General features: G+C 50.4%; 14 protein-coding genes and 1 other annotated feature. All 14 genes read left to right on the top strand.

Annotated elements, in window-relative coordinates; genetic code table 11:
• The first annotated feature begins 32 nt into the window (after positions 1–32).
• The 14 genes from dnaN to ilvC all read left to right on the top strand — a co-directional run bounded on the left by dnaN (position 33) and on the right by ilvC (position 17045).
• Positions 33–1136: a DNA polymerase III subunit beta gene (dnaN, locus tag DEALDRAFT_RS10755; RefSeq protein WP_008517343.1), complete on the top strand. Its 1104-nt coding sequence runs from the start codon at positions 33–35 to the stop codon at positions 1134–1136.
• Positions 1137–1161: 25 nt separating this feature from the next.
• On the top strand, positions 1162–2271 hold the full coding sequence (gene recF, locus DEALDRAFT_RS10750) for a DNA replication/repair protein RecF (RefSeq protein WP_008517341.1): 1110 nt from the start codon (positions 1162–1164) through the stop codon (positions 2269–2271).
• 1 nt (position 2272) lies between these two features.
• The gene (locus DEALDRAFT_RS10745; protein WP_008517340.1) at positions 2273–2842 is read left to right on the top strand and encodes a DUF721 domain-containing protein; all 570 of its coding nucleotides are present in this window, start codon (positions 2273–2275) and stop codon (positions 2840–2842) included.
• Between the two features lie 40 nt (positions 2843–2882).
• Positions 2883–3122 carry an extracellular matrix regulator RemB gene (remB, locus tag DEALDRAFT_RS10740; protein WP_008517338.1) on the top strand — a complete coding sequence of 80 codons (240 nt, stop codon included), beginning with the start codon at positions 2883–2885 and terminating at the stop codon, positions 3120–3122.
• 15 nt (positions 3123–3137) lie between these two features.
• Positions 3138–5105 carry a DNA topoisomerase (ATP-hydrolyzing) subunit B gene (gyrB, locus tag DEALDRAFT_RS10735; protein WP_040378945.1) on the top strand — a complete coding sequence of 656 codons (1968 nt, stop codon included), beginning with the start codon at positions 3138–3140 and terminating at the stop codon, positions 5103–5105.
• Positions 5106–5123: 18 nt separating this feature from the next.
• Positions 5124–7571, top strand: a complete 2448-nt coding sequence (gene gyrA / locus DEALDRAFT_RS10730; RefSeq protein WP_008517333.1) for a DNA gyrase subunit A — start codon at positions 5124–5126, stop codon at positions 7569–7571.
• A gap of 12 nt (positions 7572–7583) precedes the next feature.
• On the top strand, positions 7584–8915 hold the full coding sequence (locus DEALDRAFT_RS10725; RefSeq protein ID WP_008517330.1) for an FAD-binding protein: 1332 nt from the start codon (positions 7584–7586) through the stop codon (positions 8913–8915).
• Between the two features lie 166 nt (positions 8916–9081).
• A complete protein-coding gene (locus tag DEALDRAFT_RS10720; RefSeq protein WP_008517328.1) occupies positions 9082–10587 on the top strand; it encodes an oxaloacetate decarboxylase subunit alpha in 1506 nt (501 codons plus the stop codon).
• Between the two features lie 56 nt (positions 10588–10643).
• Positions 10644–10886, top strand: coding sequence for a glutaredoxin family protein (locus DEALDRAFT_RS10715; RefSeq protein ID WP_008517327.1), 243 nt, complete (start codon positions 10644–10646; stop codon positions 10884–10886).
• 74 nt (positions 10887–10960) lie between these two features.
• Positions 10961–11186: a binding site (T-box leader), on the top strand.
• Between the two features lie 91 nt (positions 11187–11277).
• The gene (gene ilvE, locus DEALDRAFT_RS10710) at positions 11278–12156 is read left to right on the top strand and encodes a branched-chain-amino-acid transaminase (RefSeq protein ID WP_008517325.1); all 879 of its coding nucleotides are present in this window, start codon (positions 11278–11280) and stop codon (positions 12154–12156) included.
• A gap of 34 nt (positions 12157–12190) precedes the next feature.
• Complete coding sequence (gene ilvD / locus DEALDRAFT_RS10705; RefSeq protein ID WP_008517323.1) at positions 12191–13855, top strand: dihydroxy-acid dehydratase; 1665 nt, start codon at positions 12191–12193, stop codon at positions 13853–13855.
• Positions 13856–13859: 4 nt separating this feature from the next.
• The gene (gene ilvB / locus DEALDRAFT_RS10700; RefSeq protein WP_008517321.1) at positions 13860–15536 is read left to right on the top strand and encodes a biosynthetic-type acetolactate synthase large subunit; all 1677 of its coding nucleotides are present in this window, start codon (positions 13860–13862) and stop codon (positions 15534–15536) included.
• Positions 15536–16039, top strand: coding sequence for an acetolactate synthase small subunit (gene ilvN / locus DEALDRAFT_RS10695; RefSeq protein WP_040378944.1), 504 nt, complete (start codon positions 15536–15538; stop codon positions 16037–16039). The genes ilvB and ilvN overlap by 1 nt, the downstream gene beginning before the upstream one ends.
• 1 nt (position 16040) lies before the next feature.
• Positions 16041–17045: a ketol-acid reductoisomerase gene (gene ilvC / locus DEALDRAFT_RS10690; protein ID WP_008517317.1), complete on the top strand. Its 1005-nt coding sequence runs from the start codon at positions 16041–16043 to the stop codon at positions 17043–17045.
• The last annotated feature ends 22 nt before the right edge of the window (positions 17046–17067 follow it).

Raw genomic sequence — 17067 nt, 5'->3', positions numbered from 1 at the left:
AAAACTTAAAAAAAAAATGTGAGGTGATTCTTTTGCGACTGACTGTACCAAAAGCTCTGTTGGCTGAGCATCTGCAGATTACGGCTAAAGCCGCTCCTCCCAAAAGCACTATGCCGGTTTTGGAAGGGATATTATTTCAAAGCGACGGTCAAACAATGACACTTACCGCCACCAATCTGGAGCTGGGAATCCGCACTTCATTTCCTGTTCCTGACCAGGAAAAGGGAGAAGTGGTTCTGCCGGCAAAAGCGGTGGAAATTATCCGTAAGCTTCCTGGTGATACTGTTTCTTTAACCGTAAATGAGGAAAACTTTCTGACAGAAATCAAAAGCGGACAGTCGGAATTTCAACTTTACGGGTTAAGTACTGAGGAATACCCGGCGTTTGCAGATCTTTCAGCTGATTCAGGCCAGTATGCCTGTGAAATAAAAGCCGGAGAATTCCGCCGCGCACTGCGCCAAACTCTCTTTGCCGCTTCTCAGGATGAAGGAAAACCGGCTTTTACCGGGATCATGTTTACTCTAAAAGACAATACTCTGACTTTGTCTTCATCCGATACCTTCCGTCTGGCCACCACCAGCTGCCGTGTGCAAAACCAGGGAGCAGACGGAGTTTTTCTGGTTCCTGCTAAAAATCTGCAGGAAGTCATTCGCATTCTCACCAATGACGAAGACAGTGTGCAGTTGGCGGTGGCAGACAATCAGCTTTTAATCACCTGCAAAAATATCAAGCTTAGTTCCCGTCTGCTTGATGAGAACTTTCCAAATATTGACAGGGTGATACCGCGGGAATTCAGCGGACGAGCCACAGTGGATGTTGCCGATTTTTTACATGCGGTGGAAAGAGCTTCTTTGTTATCCGAAGGGGTAAACCATGTGGTGAGATTGTCAATAGGTGAAGAAGGCCTGGTTATCCGTGCTTCTTCTAAGTTTGGTAAAACTCAGGAGCATGTTCCCGTTGAGCTCTCCGGAGAAGGGCTGGAGATATCCCTGAACTCCCGGTTCATTCTGGACATGCTTAAAGTGCACGAAGGTGACCAGTGTATACTAGAACTGACCAATGCAAACAAACCCTGTATTCTCAGGGATTCACTTTATCAGGAATATCTCTATCTCGTCCTGCCAATTAAAATCTGACCCTTTGGGTGTTAGGAGACAGGCATTGCGACTAGAAACAATAGAGCTGCGAAATTACCGAAACTATTCTTCCCTCAGCTTAGAGCTGAACCCCAACATCAATCTTCTTTTTGGTTCCAACGCCCAGGGAAAAACCAATTTACTGGAATCTGTGGCATTTATCGCTGCGGGACGCTCTTTTCGTACCCGCAATGAAGGGGAACTGATTTTGTGGGGAGAAAATAACTGCACAGCTTCTGCCCGGGTCTGTAACCGTATGGGCCGGGAAACACTAAAAGTTTCCTTCGATGCCGGCAGTAGAAACAAGATATTTTCGGTAAACGGTCTGACCATGAATCGCAGCAATTATGCGGGCAGACTGGTTACGGTACTTTTTACACCGGAGGATTTATCCATTGTCAAAGGGTCCCCTGCGGTACGGCGAAAATTCTTCGATGATGAAATCAGTAAAATATCACCGGTTTATGAGTATGAACTGGGCCGCCTGCAGCAAATCATTCGGCAGCGCAATAACTTGCTGAAAAAATTTCGCCAGAAAGTATTGGGTTCACAGGAGTTGGCCAGTTGGAATGAGCAGTTGGCCATACTTTCTGCTAAAATTCTTATAAAAAGAGTGACTGCTATTCGCCGAATTGGCCTTTTAGCCCGGCTTTCCCACCGTAATCTGACCGGCAGGGATGAAAGTCTGGAAATTTTGTATCAGTCATTTTTGCCGTTGGATGATGGAATTTTAGATGCGCAGGTAATTCAAGATGCTTTGCTGGCAGGGCTGGAAGAAAAAAAACATGAGGAAGCACGTTTGGGCCAAACACTTTTGGGCCCACACCGGGATGATATCGTTTTTAACATTAACGGACGCAATGCCAGGCTGTATGCCTCGCAGGGTCAGCAGCGCACGCTGGTTTTGGCGCTGAAGTTGGCGGAGCTGGAGTTTATCAAAGGTGAAACAGGGGAATACCCGGTACTGTTGTTTGATGACGTTTTTTCCGAATTGGACGAGCGGCGCCGCAGGCTGTTGGTGGAAACCATTGACGGCCGCATTCAGACATTTATTACCGGAACAGAAGCGGAAAAACTGCGGCAATTTAAAGAATCGGGTAAAATGTTTAAGGTAAGAGAGGGAGAGGTGGTCTAGTTTGAAAACTATTGCCACTGTTTTGGACCAAGCCTTAAAGCGGCTCCCTAATGCCAAAAAAATAAAAGGGCAGATGATGATCGATGCCTGGCCGCATGTGGTGGGCGGGCAAATTGCCAAGAAAACCATGGCGGTTTCCTTTGAAAACGGTATTTTGTTTGTCTGGGTTAATGATTCGGTTTGGGCACAGCATTTGGCCCTGCAAAAAAAACAGATTATTGCTCAATTAAACAGGTATGCCAAAACCAGGGCGCTCACCGATCTGCGTTTTCAGGCCGGCGGTAAAAGGCCCTCCCTATCAGGGGAGAACCAGCCGGAGGAGGCCGTGGAAAACTGGCGTCTGAACAAGTTGGATGAAGAAACACTTTCGCGCATCAATCAGGCTTTTTCAGAAACAGAGCTTCCCGCCGACCTGGAAGATACGATGAAATCATTTTTTACAGCACAGCAGCAAAGGATTCGCTGGTACCTGAAGCAGGGGTATACTCCCTGCGTAAAATGCGGTATGCCGCAGATAGTGGTACGGCCGGAAAAAACATGTTTTTGCTGTAAGAATGAGGATAAAGGGTAAAATAACAGGTAAAGCAGGAATTCAGGAAAAGGGGGATACTATGTTTTTACATATCGGCGGTTCCCGGGTAGTGGGGGCAAAGGATATTATTGGAATTTTTGATACCCGCATCCGGGACAAACAATGCAACAAAGAATTTTTGCAGAGCACAAAAGTAATGGAAAACAACCTGGCCGAAGAGGTGAAATCTTTTATTGTCACCACCGATTCCGTCAGTTTTTCACCCATTGCTCCGGTTACGCTGAAAAAAAGGTTTCAGGCCAACATATTTGACAAATAAAGATGTTTTGGGTGAATGGGAGGAAAGATAGTGGCTGAAGAAAAAAATAATAACCCGTTAAATAACGGGCATTATGACGAATCGCATATTCAGGTATTGGAAGGGCTGGAGGCCGTCAGGAGGCGCCCGGGGATGTATATCGGCTCCACCGGGGCCCGCGGCCTGCATCATTTGGTGTTTGAGGTTGTAGATAACAGTATCGATGAGGCGTTGGCCGGACACTGTGATGATATTGTTATCACCATCGAAAAAGATAATATCATTACGGTATCCGACGACGGCCGCGGTATTCCGGTGGGGATCCAGCCTCAGACCGGGCGGCCGGCGGTGGAAGTTGTGCTCACCGTTCTTCATGCCGGCGGTAAATTCGGCGGAGAAGGATATAAAGTTTCCGGCGGTTTGCACGGAGTTGGTGTATCGGTGGTTAATGCTCTGTCTGAATGGCTGGAAGTGGAAGTGCACCGGGACGGAAAAATTCATCAAATGAGCTTTGCCCGGGGCGCCATTGTCAAAGAGCTGACCGTAACAGGAAAAACAAAAAAGACCGGCACCCAAATTCGCTTCAAACCGGATGCGGAAGTTTTTGAAACTGTGGAATTTTCCTATGAAACGCTCTCCAAGCGCCTGCGGGAGTTGGCCTTTTTAAATAAAGGAATCCGAATTACCGTTGCCGATGAGCGCACCGAGCTCACAGATGAGACAAATGAAAAAGTAAAAGAAACGTTCAAATATGACGGCGGTATCAAATCCTTTGTGGAATTTTTAAACAAAAACAAAGAACCGCTGCATAAAAAAGCAATTTATCTGGAGCAGGAGAAGGAAGATTGCTGTCAGGTGGAAATAGCCCTGCAGTATCATGACGGTTACAATGATTTGATTCTTTCTTTTGCCAATAACATTCATACCCATGAAGGCGGGACCCATGAAGCCGGTTTTAAATCGGCACTGACCCGGCTGATAAATGATTACGCCCGCAAAAACAACTTGCTCAAAGAAAACGAGAGTAATGTGAGCGGTGAGGATATCCGGGAAGGTCTCACCGCTGTTATTAGCGTAAAATTACTGGAGCCGCAGTTTGAAGGGCAGACCAAAACCAAACTGGGCAACAGCGAGATGCGCGGTATTGTGGATTCTTTTCTCTATGAAGAGCTGGGAGCCTACCTGGGAGAAAACCCCCAGATGGCCAAACGGCTTGTGGAAAAATCAGTCAGCGCGGCCCGGGCCCGGGAAGCGGCCCGCAAGGCCCGGGAGCTGGCAAGGCGCAAAAGCGCTTTGGAGGTAACTTCTCTGCCCGGTAAACTGGCGGACTGTGCCAGCCGTGATCCGGCCATGTGCGAACTGTACCTGGTTGAGGGTGATTCTGCGGGCGGCTCGGCCAAACAGGGCCGAGACCGGCGTTTTCAGGCCATTTTGCCCCTGCGGGGCAAAATTATCAATGTGGAAAAAGCGCGCCTGGATAAGATCCTGGCCAATGAAGAAATACGCACCATTATTACGGCGCTGGGGACCGGTATTTCCACAGATTTCGATTTAGCAAAAGCACGCTACCACAAAATTATTATCATGACCGACGCCGATGTGGACGGCTCCCATATCCGTACTCTGCTTTTAACATTCTTTTACCGCTATATGCAGCCGTTAATTCAGGCCGGCTATGTGTATATTGCTCAGCCTCCGCTGTATCTGGTGAAGAAAAAGCAAAAGGAGCACTATGTCTATACTGAGGATCAGTTGGACAGGCTGCTGAAGGAAATAGGGCGGGAAGGAAATTCGCTGCAGCGTTATAAGGGCCTGGGCGAAATGAACCCGGAACAGTTGTGGTCTACCACCATGGATCCGGAAAAGCGGACCATCCTGCAGGTGACCATGGAAGATGCCATCCGCGCCGACGACATGTTTACTGTTTTGATGGGGGACAAAGTGGAGCCCCGCCGTGTATTTATAGAAAGCCACGCCAACCAGGTGCGGAATCTGGATATTTAAGTTGGGAGGTGAGCCTGCATGAATTTTACCCACGGCAAAATTATGCCGATGCCAATCCATGATGAAGTAAAAAATTCATTCCTTGATTACGCCATGAGTGTTATTGTGAGCCGGGCCCTTCCCGATGTGCGGGACGGCTTAAAGCCGGTTCATCGCCGTATTCTCTATGCCATGTACGAATTGGGGATGTGGCCGGATAAACCCCATAAAAAGTCTGCCCGTCTGGTGGGTGAAGTGCTGGGTAAGTACCATCCCCACGGCGACACGGCGGTATATGATGCCATGGTGCGCCTGGCACAGAATTTTTCCAGCCGCTACCCCCTGGTGGACGGCCACGGCAACTTTGGTTCCGTTGACGGGGACCGGGCGGCGGCCATGCGTTATACCGAAGCACGCATGTCAAAAATCGCTACGGAAATGCTTTCGGAAATTCATAAAGAAACCATTGATTTTCGCCCTAATTTTGATGATACCTTAGAAGAGCCGGAGGTGCTGCCGGCCCGTTTCCCCAACCTGCTGTTAAACGGTTCCGCCGGTATTGCGGTGGGTATGGCCACCAACATTCCACCCCATAATCTGCGCGAAGTGGTGGACGCACTGGTACATATGATAGATAATCCGGAGTGCGAAGATACGGAAATCATGCAGCATATCACCGGCCCCGATTTTCCCACCGGTGGCTTGATTCTGGGACGGGAAGGTATTCGCAGTGCATATCGCACCGGGCGGGGCATTATTAAAATCCGGGCGAAAACCCAAATTGAGCGCATGGAAAACGGCAAGTCCCGGATTGTGGTTACCGAATTACCCTATCAGGTAAATAAGGCCAAAACCATTGAAAAAATTGCTGATTTGGTACGGGAAAAGAAGCTGGAAGGCATCACCGACCTGCGGGACGAATCAGACCGGACCGGCATGCGTATTGTGATAGAGTTAAAGAGGGAAACAAACGCCCAGGTTCTGCTTAACCAAATGTTTAAATTTACCCAACTGCAGCAGACCTTCGGCATAATTATGCTGGCGCTGGTTAATAACAAGCCCCAGGTGCTGAACCTGCGGGAAATGCTGGGCCATTACCTGGAACACCAAAAAGATGTTATTACCCGCAGAACCCGCTTTGATTTACGTAAAGCAGAAGAGCGTGCTCATATTCTGGAAGGTTTGCGTATCGCGCTGAAGAATCTGGATGCGGTAATCAAGCTGATTCGAGCCTCTAAAAACACAGAGGAGGCCAGAACCGGGCTAATGGAGAATTTCGGCCTCACTCAGATTCAGGCCCAGGCCATTCTTGATATGCGCCTGCAAAAGCTTACCGGACTGGAGAGGCAGAAGCTGGAAGATGAATATCTGGAGCTGATTCAGAAGATTTCTTACTTAAAAGAAATTCTGGCCAATGAGCGGCTGGTCTATCAGATTATTAAAGATGAGATGGGCGAGATTCGTAAAAAATACGGTGATGACCGACGCACCGCCATTGTCATTGATGAGGACGACTTTGCGGTGGAAGATTTGATTGCCGAGGAAGACATGGTGGTAACACTTACCCACAACGGCTACATAAAAAGGCTGCCTGTCACCACCTACCGGGTACAGAAACGGGGTGGGCGCGGCATAACCGGCATGTCCACCAAAGGCGATGATTTTGTGGAACATGTTTTTGTAGCCTCTACCCATGATTATCTGTGCTGCTTTACAAACCGCGGTAAGATGTACCGTAAGAAAGTATTTGAGATTCCTGAATCAGGACGAACTACCCGCGGTGTGGCCATAGTTAACCTGCTGGCAGTGGAGCCGGGCGAATACGTAACCGCGGTTATTCCCGTCAAAGACTTCAACGCAGGGCAATTTATGTTTATGTGTACCCGTCAGGGGTATGTGAAGAAAACTCCGCTGGAGGAGTTCATAAATGCCCGTAAAGGCGGCCTGATAGCTCTGTCTCTGGCAGAAAACGATGAGCTAATTGATGTTCGGCTCACTAACGGAAAATATGAAGTGGCTTTGGTTACCTATCATGGTCTGTCTATCCGTTTTGCCGAAGAGAATGTCCGTTCCATGGGACGCAGTGCCCGTGGTGTGCGCGGTATCAGTCTGGGGCCTGGCGATAAGGTAATGTCGCTGGAAGTACTTCCTCCTGAGATGGAGCAAGAAACAGAAATGCTGGTGGTTACTGAAAAAGGTTTTGGCAAACGCACGCCCTTTAGCGAGTACCGGGCACAGACCAGGGGTGGCAAGGGAATCTACACCATTCGCATTCTGGAGAAAAACGGGCCGGTAATGGGTGCCAAAATGGTCCGCCCCGGTGATGAAGTGATGATGATTACAGCCCGTGGTGTGGTAATTCGCCAAGACGCCGCCGATATCTCCATTCAGGGGCGCCATACTCAGGGCGTGACACTGATTCGCCTGGATGAAGGTGACCGGGTTGTCAGCCTGGCCCGGGTTGTGGTGGAGGAAAACGAAGCTTAAGCAGGTGAGTTTATGGCAAGAAGTAGCAGCACTGGGAGCTGGCGCCCCATTACCTTTCTGATTATGCTGATAGCCACAGGTTATCTTATCGGGGTTTATTCCCTGCGCCGTGACGTACCTGTCTATCCACCCCTACCAAGGAGTGTGGACGTGATCGTGATTGGCAGTGAAATCACAGGTGAGGTGGCGGCTTTGGCCGCCGCCGGGGAAGGCGCTCATGTTTTATATATTGACTTAAGTCAGCCGGATTCAGGCGGTTTTCCCGCCTTCAGTCCGGCTTTTTGGGCTGCCGGAACACAATATCAGCAGGAAGAAGAATTAGAATATACCGTGGAAGCCATGGCACTGGACATTTATGAGCGAGGCCGGGAAAGAGGGGATTTTAACCTGATTATGCACCTGGCCGAAGACACCGCTGCCGGCCTGTCCTGGCTGGAGGAATTGACCAACACGGAATTTTCAGAGCTTACCTCGGAAACAAACCCGGGCCTGCATTTTCCCCAGGAGGGAAGAGCTGCCGATTTGGTGGTGTGGAACACAGCACGTCAACTGGAAGATAAAGCTGTGGAAACTACCCAAGCCCTACAGCCAAAAGGACTATTGGTAGAAAATCAACGGATCCGGGGAATGGTGGTGGAAAACCGGGAAAATGAGACGGAGGAAATTTATGCTCAGGCCGTTATTTTGGCCGACGGCGGCTTTGGCAGTAACATGGATTTTCTTGAAGAATTCAGCGGAGTCACCGCCGTTACACCCCGTCCCGACGGCAACCACCAAGGTACAGGACTGGAGTTGGCCACAGATGCCGGTGCGTTGACCCGGGATATGGAATACGTGACCATGCTGCCCGTTTATTTGCCGGAGGCACGCAGGGTGCAGCGCAGCAGTTTTCCCGGCGCCGTGCTGCTGAACACCGCCGGAGAGGTGCTGGAAAATGAGAATGACATTACCGAAACCGTCCGGGAAGCGGGCGGCCGGTTGTATGTGGTGTATGGAGACGAAGATGCGGATATTAACCGTAATTTTATGCGTATGAACTCTTTGCCTGAATTAGCCTCCGGACTGGGGATGGAGGTTGCTGAGCTGCAGGAAGTGACCTCTGAGCTGTCAGCCCCATACCATGTGGCCATTCTTGGCAATGTTGCCCTTACACCGGGGGGCCTGATTGTGGATCAACAGTACCGTGTTATGAGTGAAGACGGTGGGATAGACGGCTTGTTTGCCGCCGGTGAGATTACCGGGGGAATCCATGGCAGAAGAGCCATCACCGACCTTTTTTTCAGTGAATACATTACCTCGGCCAGAATTGCAGGAAGTAGTGCGGCACAATGGGCAAGGCGCTAAAAAACGCCGGAAAAAGCACAGGCAAAATATTAATTATTGAATACTCTGAAAAAAAATGATATATTGGATAACATAACTATTTTTTTTTGCCTGATGAAAACAACAGAGAGAATTATGAAAAGCAGAGCTGCCAAAAAAAAAAACTCATTTATGAGGAGGAGAACCGATGTCAGAAAGGAAGCCCGCCAGAATTACGGATACATCTTTTCGAGATGCACACCAGTCTTTAATGGCGACTCGCATGCAGACGGAGCATATGCTTGGAGTCGCGGAACTGATGGATAAAATCGGTTTTCACTCTATGGAAGTCTGGGGTGGAGCCACCTTTGACAGCTGTATGCGTTTTCTGGATGAGGACCCCTGGGAAAGGTTGCGTAAACTGAGAAGCGTCATTAAAAATACCAAGCTGCAGATGCTTCTGCGCGGCCAAAACCTGGTGGGGTACCGACACTACGCCGACGATGTGGTGGAAGCGTTTATCAAAAAAGCGGTGGCCAACGGAATCGATATCATTCGTATTTTTGATGCGTTAAACGACACCCGCAACATGGCCAAAGCCATGGAAGTAACCCGTAAGGAAGGTGCCCATGTGCAGGCTACTTTGTCCTACACTTTGTCGCCGGTGCACAACCTGGATTACTTTGTGGATATGGCCAGTCAGATGGTGGACCTGGGAGCAGATTCCATTGCCATCAAAGATATGGCAGGTTTGATTTCCCCCTATGATGCGGTGGAGCTGGTTACCCGTTTAAAAGAGGTGGGCGTGCCCATCCAGCTGCATTGCCACTACACCAGCGGCATGGCCTCTATGGCGTACTTAAAAGCAATCGAAGCCGGTGTGGATGTGGTGGACACCGCCTGTTCGCCCCTGGCACTGGGAACAAGCCAGCCACCCACCGAAAGTTTGGTGGCGGCGCTAAAAGGAACACCTTATGACACTGGGCTGGATTTGGATCTACTCTCCCAGGCCAGTGAGTTTTTCAAAGAAATACGCAAGCACTACTACATCCCTCTGGACATCGCGCTGGGTGTGGATACCAATGTGCTAAACTATCAGATTCCCGGCGGTATGATTTCCAACCTGGCTTCCCAGCTGGAGCAGCAAAAAGCCAGCCATCTTCTGCCTGAAGTGTTAAAGGAAGTACCGCGGGTGCGGGAGGATTTGGGTTATCCCCCGCTGGTAACACCCACATCTCAGATTGTTGGCAGCCAGGCAGTGGTCAATGTCCTTCTGGGAGAGCGTTATAAGATGATTTCCACCGAAGTGAAAAATTATGTGCGCGGCCTTTACGGGCGCTCTCCGGCACCGTTAAATGAAGAGCTGCAGAAGAAAGTGCTGGGCGATGCCGAGCCGGCCCAATGCCGGCCAGCTGACCTGTTGGAGCCCCAGATGGAGGCGGCGGCCAAAGAGGTTGGCGAATTGGCCGAAAGCGAAGAAGATGTTATTTCTTATGCCATTTTCCCGCAGGTGGCGGAAGCGTTCTTTAAAAGGCGCAAGGGTCTTGAACCCCGCATCTGCGAAACAGAAAAATGCGGTTTCCCTCCCGGACAGAAAAATAACGGGGGAAATAAGGCTAACGGCAAGAAAGAAGCTAATCTGGAGCAGCTTTACCTGGTAGATGACGGACTGCTCTTTGACGAAACAGATATTTTGGCGTATCCGGTGGTTTAGGCATAATTCCAGCTTCGGCGCAGAAACTATGAGAAAAGCGCCGAAAGGAGTTTGTCATGCAGGACGTTGAACTGTATACTACCCACTCCTGTACCTACTGCCTCCGGGTCAAAGAGTTTCTCTCCGAGCGCAGGGTGGACTTTGTGGAGTATAATGTGGAAGATGATGAAGAGGCCCGGGAGCGGATGGTGGATTTGTCCAGTCACACCACGGTGCCAACCATAGTGGTGGGTGATGAAGTGGTGGTGGGCTTTGATCCCAAACGCCTGGCAAAGCTTTTGCCGGGGAAGCGGCCCTAAAGCAAGTGAATGAGTTTGCCAGACTTTGTTATTGACATTGAAAACCTACTCCGCTATAATTAAAGAAATTTTTTACAAAAGCAATGATGGGGAGAGTATTCCAGGCTTATTTTGCAGAGAGCCGGTGGTTGCTGTGAACCGGTAAATAACCTTGATGAAAGTCACCCCGAAGCTGCCGTCTGAAAACTGCCACAGTTATTAGGCACGGCCGGTTCCTGCCCGTTACATGCAGGTTGAACCTAAGTCCGGTTATACCGGAGAATAAGGGTGGTACCGCGGAGGAATACTCTCGCCCCTTTCAGGGTGGGAGTTTTTTTTTACTCATAATCATCTTTTAGTACTTTAGTGCTGTAAAGTAACCAGATTTCAGTAGTCGGAGGAGGCGAAAATATTGAGCAGAATCATCTACTTAAACGGAAAATATGTCCCGGAACAGGAGGCAAAAGTATCCGTTTTTGATCACGGCTTTCTATATGGCGACGGCGTCTTTGAAGGCATCCGTGCCTATAAAGGAAAAGTTTTTAAATTGGAAGAACATATGGCCCGTCTATACGAGTCGGCAAAATCCATTATGTTGGATATTCCCGAGTCCTATGAGGAAATGACCGAAGCCACCCTGGAGACTATCCGGCAAAACAACCTGGAAGATGCCTATATTCGGATTGTGGTCTCCCGCGGCACAGGGGATTTGGGGCTTGACCCGCGCAAATGTCCCAAAGCTACCACGGTGATTATTGCCAGCTCCATTACCCTGTTTCCGGAAGAGTTGTATGAACAGGGCCTGGAAGTAATTACGGTGGCCACCCGGCGCAATGTCCCCGACGCGTTGGATCCGCAGATTAAATCTTTAAACTACCTGAATAACATTCTGGTAAAAATAGAGGCCAACCGGGCCGGCGTAATGGAAGCCATTATGCTAAACGGCCAGGGGTATGTGGCAGAAGGAACCGGCGATAATGTGTTTATTGTCAAAAGGGGTAAAATACTGACGCCGCCCTCCTATGTGGGCGCCCTGTGTGGCATTACCCGCCAGGTAATTATTGATCTTGCTGCCGAGGCCGGTTATTTGCTGGAAGAGAGGCCCTTTACCCGTCATGAACTGTATGTGGCCGATGAGTGTTTCCTCACCGGCACCGCAGCAGAAGTAATTCCGGTCATCGGAGTGGACGGCCGCCAAATCGGCAGCGGCACACCAGGCCCTGTCACCCGGGATCTGGTGGCACGGTTCCGTGAACTGGCGGGAACCACAGGAACAGATATTCATCCCTAATGGATTAAAAGATATTAAACAGGAGGAGAGCCCCATGCGAAGTGATAAACTGAAAAAAGGACTGGAACGGGCACCGCATCGTTCCCTGCTTTTCTCCATGGGCTGGGTGGAAGAAGAAATGGACAGGCCGCTAATAGGCGTTATTAATGCCGCCAGCGATTTTGTTCCCGGCCATAAACATCTGCACCAAATCGGAGACGCGGTAAAAGAAGGAGTACGTCTGGCCGGCGGTACGCCTATGGAGTTTTTTACAATTGGCGTTTGCGACGGACTGGCAATGAACCATCAGGGGATGCATTACTCATTGGCCAGCAGGGAGTTAATTGCTGATTCCATTGAGGTAATGGTCAGCGCCCATCCGCTGGACGGATTGGTGTTTATTCCCAACTGCGATAAAATAGTTCCCGGCATGCTGATGGCTGCGGCCAGACTGGATTTGCCGGCGGTATTTGTCAGTGGCGGCCCCATGATGGCCGGCCGCTTTGAAAACAAAGCTGTGGATTTAAGTAATGTATTTGAAGCGGTGGGACGGGTTAAAGCCGGACAGATGAGTGAAGAACAACTGGCGGCTCTGGAAGAATCGGCCTGCCCAGGCTGCGGCTCCTGTGCCGGGATGTTTACCGCCAATTCCATGAATTGTATCACCGAAGCCCTGGGAATGGGACTGCCCGGCAACGGCACGGCAGCTGCAGTTTCTGCAGCCCGTTTTCGCCTGGCTAAAAAAGCCGGGATTCAGGTTCTGGATGCGGTAAAAAATGATTTAACAGCTAAAAAAGTTATGACCAAGCAGGCCTTTACCAACGCACTGGCCATGGATATGGCGCTGGGCTGCTCCACCAATACGGTGCTGCATTTACCCGCCATTGCCCATGAGGCAGGCGTTAAATTAGATTTGGAGCTGGTGGATAAAATCAGCGGCGAGACTCCCCAGATCAGCAAATTATCTCCGGCGGGAGAGAGCCATATCGAAGATTTGGCGGCAGCAGGGGGAGTTCAGGCGGTGATGAAGCGGCTGAATGAGCGCGGCCTCATCGACAGCGATTGTCTGTCGGTCAGCGGTCGGACGGTGGGTGAGCTTATAGAAGAGGCTCGTGTTATGGATGAAGAAGTTATCCGGCCTTTTGAACGGGCTTACAGCGAAAGCGGCGGCATCGCAGTGTTGCGGGGGAACCTGGCACCGGATGGCGCGGTGGTTAAGCAAGGCGCTGTGGCTGCGGAAATGATGCAGAAAACGGGGCCGGCCCGTGTGTTTCACAGTGAAGAAGAAGCGGTGGAGGCCATTATGGGTGGCAAAATTTCCGCCGGCGATATTATTGTAATACGTTACGAGGGGCCCAAGGGCGGCCCGGGTATGCGGGAGATGCTCACCCCCACTTCGGCGGTGGCGGGCATGGGGCTGGACAAAGATGTGGCCCTGATTACCGACGGGCGTTTTTCCGGGGCAACCCGGGGCGCCTCCATCGGCCACGTTTCGCCCGAAGCCATGGAAAGAGGTCCCATTGCGGCGGTGCAGGAAGGGGATACCATTATTATCGATATTCCCAACCGTAAGCTGGCGGTGGATTTAACCGAGGAAGAACTGGAAAAAAGACTGGCGGAGTTGGAACTTCCCAAGCCAAAAATCAGCAAAGGGTACCTGGCGCGTTATGCACGGCAGGTAACTTCAGCCAATACCGGCGCTGTTTTCAAAGAGGTGTAGCGAGATGAAAATACCAGGCGCACAGATGATTATTGAATCGTTAAAAAAGGAAAATGTGGATGTGATCTTCGGTTATCCCGGCGGAGCTGTTTTAAACCTCTACGACCAGCTGTATGATGCCGATATCCGCCATATTATGAGCCGTCATGAGCAGGGAGCAATTCATGCCGCAGACGGGTATTCCCGGATGACGGGACGCCCCGGGGTGGTATTTGCCACTTCCGGACCGGGAGCTACCAATTTGGTTACCGGGATAGCCACCGCTTATATGGATTCGGTGCCCATGGTGGTATTTACCGGGCAGGTGGCCTCGCCTCTGATTGGTACCGACGCTTTCCAGGAAGCGGATATTTTCGGCATTACCCTGCCCATAACCAAACACAACTATCTGGTTACAGATGTTGAAGAACTGCCCAGAATTATCAAGGAAGCTTTTTATCTGGCCACCACCGGCCGCCGCGGCCCGGTGCTCATCGATTTACCCAAGGACGTGCAGCAGGCGGTAACTGATTATCGCTATCCCGACAAAGTGGAGATTCCCGGCTATAATCCCACCTATGAAGGCCATCCCGGTCAGATAACCCGGGCGGCCAAAGCAATTGGCCGGGCCAAAAAGCCCGTTATTTATGCCGGTGGCGGCGTTGTTTATGCCGAAGCTCACCAAGAGCTTTTAACACTGGCAGAAAAAGCGCAGATTCCTGTCACCACCACATTGATGGGACTTTCCGGTTTTCCCGGAAATCACCCGCTGTCGGTGGGTATGTTGGGGATGCACGGCATGTACTGGGCCAATATGGCCATGCACGAAGCAGATTTGATTATTGCCATCGGGGCCCGCTTTGATGACCGGGTAACGGGTAAATTAAGTCATTTTGCCAAAAATGCTAAAATTATTCATATCGATATTGACCCGGCGGAAATCGGCAAAAATGTGAAAGTAGACATTCCGGTGGTGGGTGATGTGAAACGGGTTCTCTGTGAGGTTCTGAAAAAAGTTGAACCCAAAAACCATGAGGACTGGCTGGCAAGAATCGGAGAATGGCGTAAAGAAGTGCCTTTAGGGTATAATCAGGAAGACGACAGCGATATTTCGCCGCAATACGTCATTGAAATGATTTATCAGGAAACCGATGGTGAAGCGCTGATTACCACCGAAGTGGGCCAGCATCAGATGTGGACGGCGCAATACTACAAGTTTAACAAACCGCGCTCCTTTGCTTCTTCCGGTGGACTGGGAACCATGGGTTACGGCTTCCCCGCTTCGCTGGGAGCACAGGTGGCACGTCCCGGAGAGACGGTGTTCTGTATTGCCGGTGACGGCAGTTTTCAGATGAATTCACAGGAATTGGCCACTGCGGTGGAGTATAACATACCGGTGAAAGTGGCAATTATTAATAACCAGTTTCTAGGAATGGTACGCCAGTGGCAGCAGATGTTTTTCAAACGTCGCTACTCTTCGGTGGTAATGGAGCAGGGTCCGGATTTTGTCAAGTTGGCCGAAGCGTACGGAGCAACGGGCCTGCGGGCAGAAAAACCGTCTGAGGTCACTGCGGTGATTAAAAAGGCCCTGGAGACACCGGGACCTGTGGTTATGGATTTTAGGGTGCGCGCCGAGGAAAATGTGTTCCCCATGGTACCGCCCAATTGTCCCATCTGTGATATGGTCAGGGGGGAAGAATGATGAAGTACGTTCTTGCCGTTCTTGTGGAGAATAAACCCGGTGTGTTGGTGCGGGTGGCAGGCCTTTTTGCCCGCCGTGGCTTTAACATTGAAAGCCTGGCGGTGGGTAAAACCCTGGATCCCGGCATTTCCCGCATGACCATAGAAGTGGACGCCGACGAGAAAACGCTGGAGCAGGTAATAAAGCAGCTTAATAAGCTGATAAATGTAATTAGGATCAGCAATCTGACGGAAGAGCCCTCGGTAAACCGGGAACTGGTGCTAATCAAAGTGAAGGCTGATGCGGCAAACCGGGCGGAAATCCAGCAGATTGTGGAAACATTCCGTGCCAAAATTGTGGATGTCTCCCTGGATTCCCTGATTATTGAAATCACGGGCAACGAAGAAAAACTGGAGGCCATCGCGCTTCTGCTTTCGCACTACGGAATTCTGGAAATTGTCCGAACAGGAAAAATAGCACTGCTGCGCGGCAGCAAAACAACCAAAAATGGGGAGGTAAAGTAAGATGGCAAAAATGTATTATGATCAGGATGCAAACCTGGAATTGTTGAAGGGCCGCACCGTGGCGGTGATGGGATTTGGCAGCCAGGGACATGCTCAGGCCCAAAACTTAAAAGATTCCGGTGTAGATGTGGTGGTGGGTTTGCGTGAAGGCAGCGCCCGCCGGGCCGAGGCGGAAAGCGCCGGGCTGAAGGTGATGACGGTGGCAGATGCTGCCCGTGAGGCCAGCGTGATTCAGATTCTGCTGCCCGATGAAACACAACGGGCAGTTTACGAAAATGAAATTGCGCCTTACCTCAATGAAGGGGATGCCCTGGTTTTCTCCCACGGCTTTAACATCCACTTCCAGCAGATTGAGCCGCCGGCAAATGTGGACGTGTTTATGGTGGCCCCGAAAAGCCCGGGTCATCTGGTGCGCCGTACATACACCGAAGGTGCAGGAGTACCCGGACTTTTGGCTGTGTATCAGGACTTCACCGGCAATGCACGGGATCTTGGCATGGCTTATGCCAAAGGCATTGGCTGCACCCGCGCCGGTGTAATTGAAACAACTTTCAAAGAGGAAACGGAAACCGATCTCTTCGGTGAGCAGGCCGTATTGTGCGGTGGAGTTTCCGAGTTAATTAAGGCCGGCTTTGACACCCTGGTGGACGCAGGTTACCAGCCGGAAATTGCTTACTTTGAGTGTCTCCATGAGCTGAAACTGATCATCGACCTGATTTATCAGGGCGGACTGTCCTATATGCGCTATTCCGTTTCTGACACCGCACAGTACGGTGATTTAACCCGGGGCAAGCGGATTGTCACCGATGAAACACGCCAGGAAATGAAGAAAATCCTGGAAGAAGTGCAAACCGGTAAGTTTGCTCTGGACTGGATTTTAGAAAACCAGGCCAACCGCCCGTTCTTTAAAGCCACCAATAATCTGGAGCAGGAGCACCAGATTGAAAAAGTGGGTAAAGAATTGCGCCGCATGATGACCTGGATTGATGCCAAAGAAGACTTTTAAAATAAAAGAAAAACCGCACTCC

The sequence above is a fragment of the Dethiobacter alkaliphilus AHT 1 genome (assembly GCF_000174415.1).
GTDB lineage: Bacteria > Bacillota > Dethiobacteria > Dethiobacterales > Dethiobacteraceae > Dethiobacter > Dethiobacter alkaliphilus.
Note: the sequence above shows the minus strand (reverse complement) of the source record. Positions and strands in the feature narration are given on the sequence as shown.

Bases quoted from the DNA above. Each gene is read 5' to 3' on its own strand.
- remB (WP_008517338.1), top strand. From the start codon at position 2,883: ATGTTTTTACATATCGGCGGTTCCCGGGTAGTGGGGGCAAAGGATATT.
- gyrB (WP_040378945.1), top strand. From the start codon at position 3,138: ATGGGAGGAAAGATAGTGGCTGAAGAAAAAAATAATAACCCGTTAAAT.
- gyrA (WP_008517333.1), top strand. From the start codon at position 5,124: ATGAATTTTACCCACGGCAAAATTATGCCGATGCCAATCCATGATGAA.
- DEALDRAFT_RS10725 (WP_008517330.1), top strand. From the start codon at position 7,584: ATGGCAAGAAGTAGCAGCACTGGGAGCTGGCGCCCCATTACCTTTCTG.
- DEALDRAFT_RS10720 (WP_008517328.1), top strand. From the start codon at position 9,082: ATGTCAGAAAGGAAGCCCGCCAGAATTACGGATACATCTTTTCGAGAT.
- DEALDRAFT_RS10715 (WP_008517327.1), top strand. From the start codon at position 10,644: ATGCAGGACGTTGAACTGTATACTACCCACTCCTGTACCTACTGCCTC.
- ilvD (WP_008517323.1), top strand. From the start codon at position 12,191: ATGCGAAGTGATAAACTGAAAAAAGGACTGGAACGGGCACCGCATCGT.
- ilvB (WP_008517321.1), top strand. From the start codon at position 13,860: ATGAAAATACCAGGCGCACAGATGATTATTGAATCGTTAAAAAAGGAA.
- ilvN (WP_040378944.1), top strand. From the start codon at position 15,536: ATGAAGTACGTTCTTGCCGTTCTTGTGGAGAATAAACCCGGTGTGTTG.
- ilvC (WP_008517317.1), top strand. From the start codon at position 16,041: ATGGCAAAAATGTATTATGATCAGGATGCAAACCTGGAATTGTTGAAG.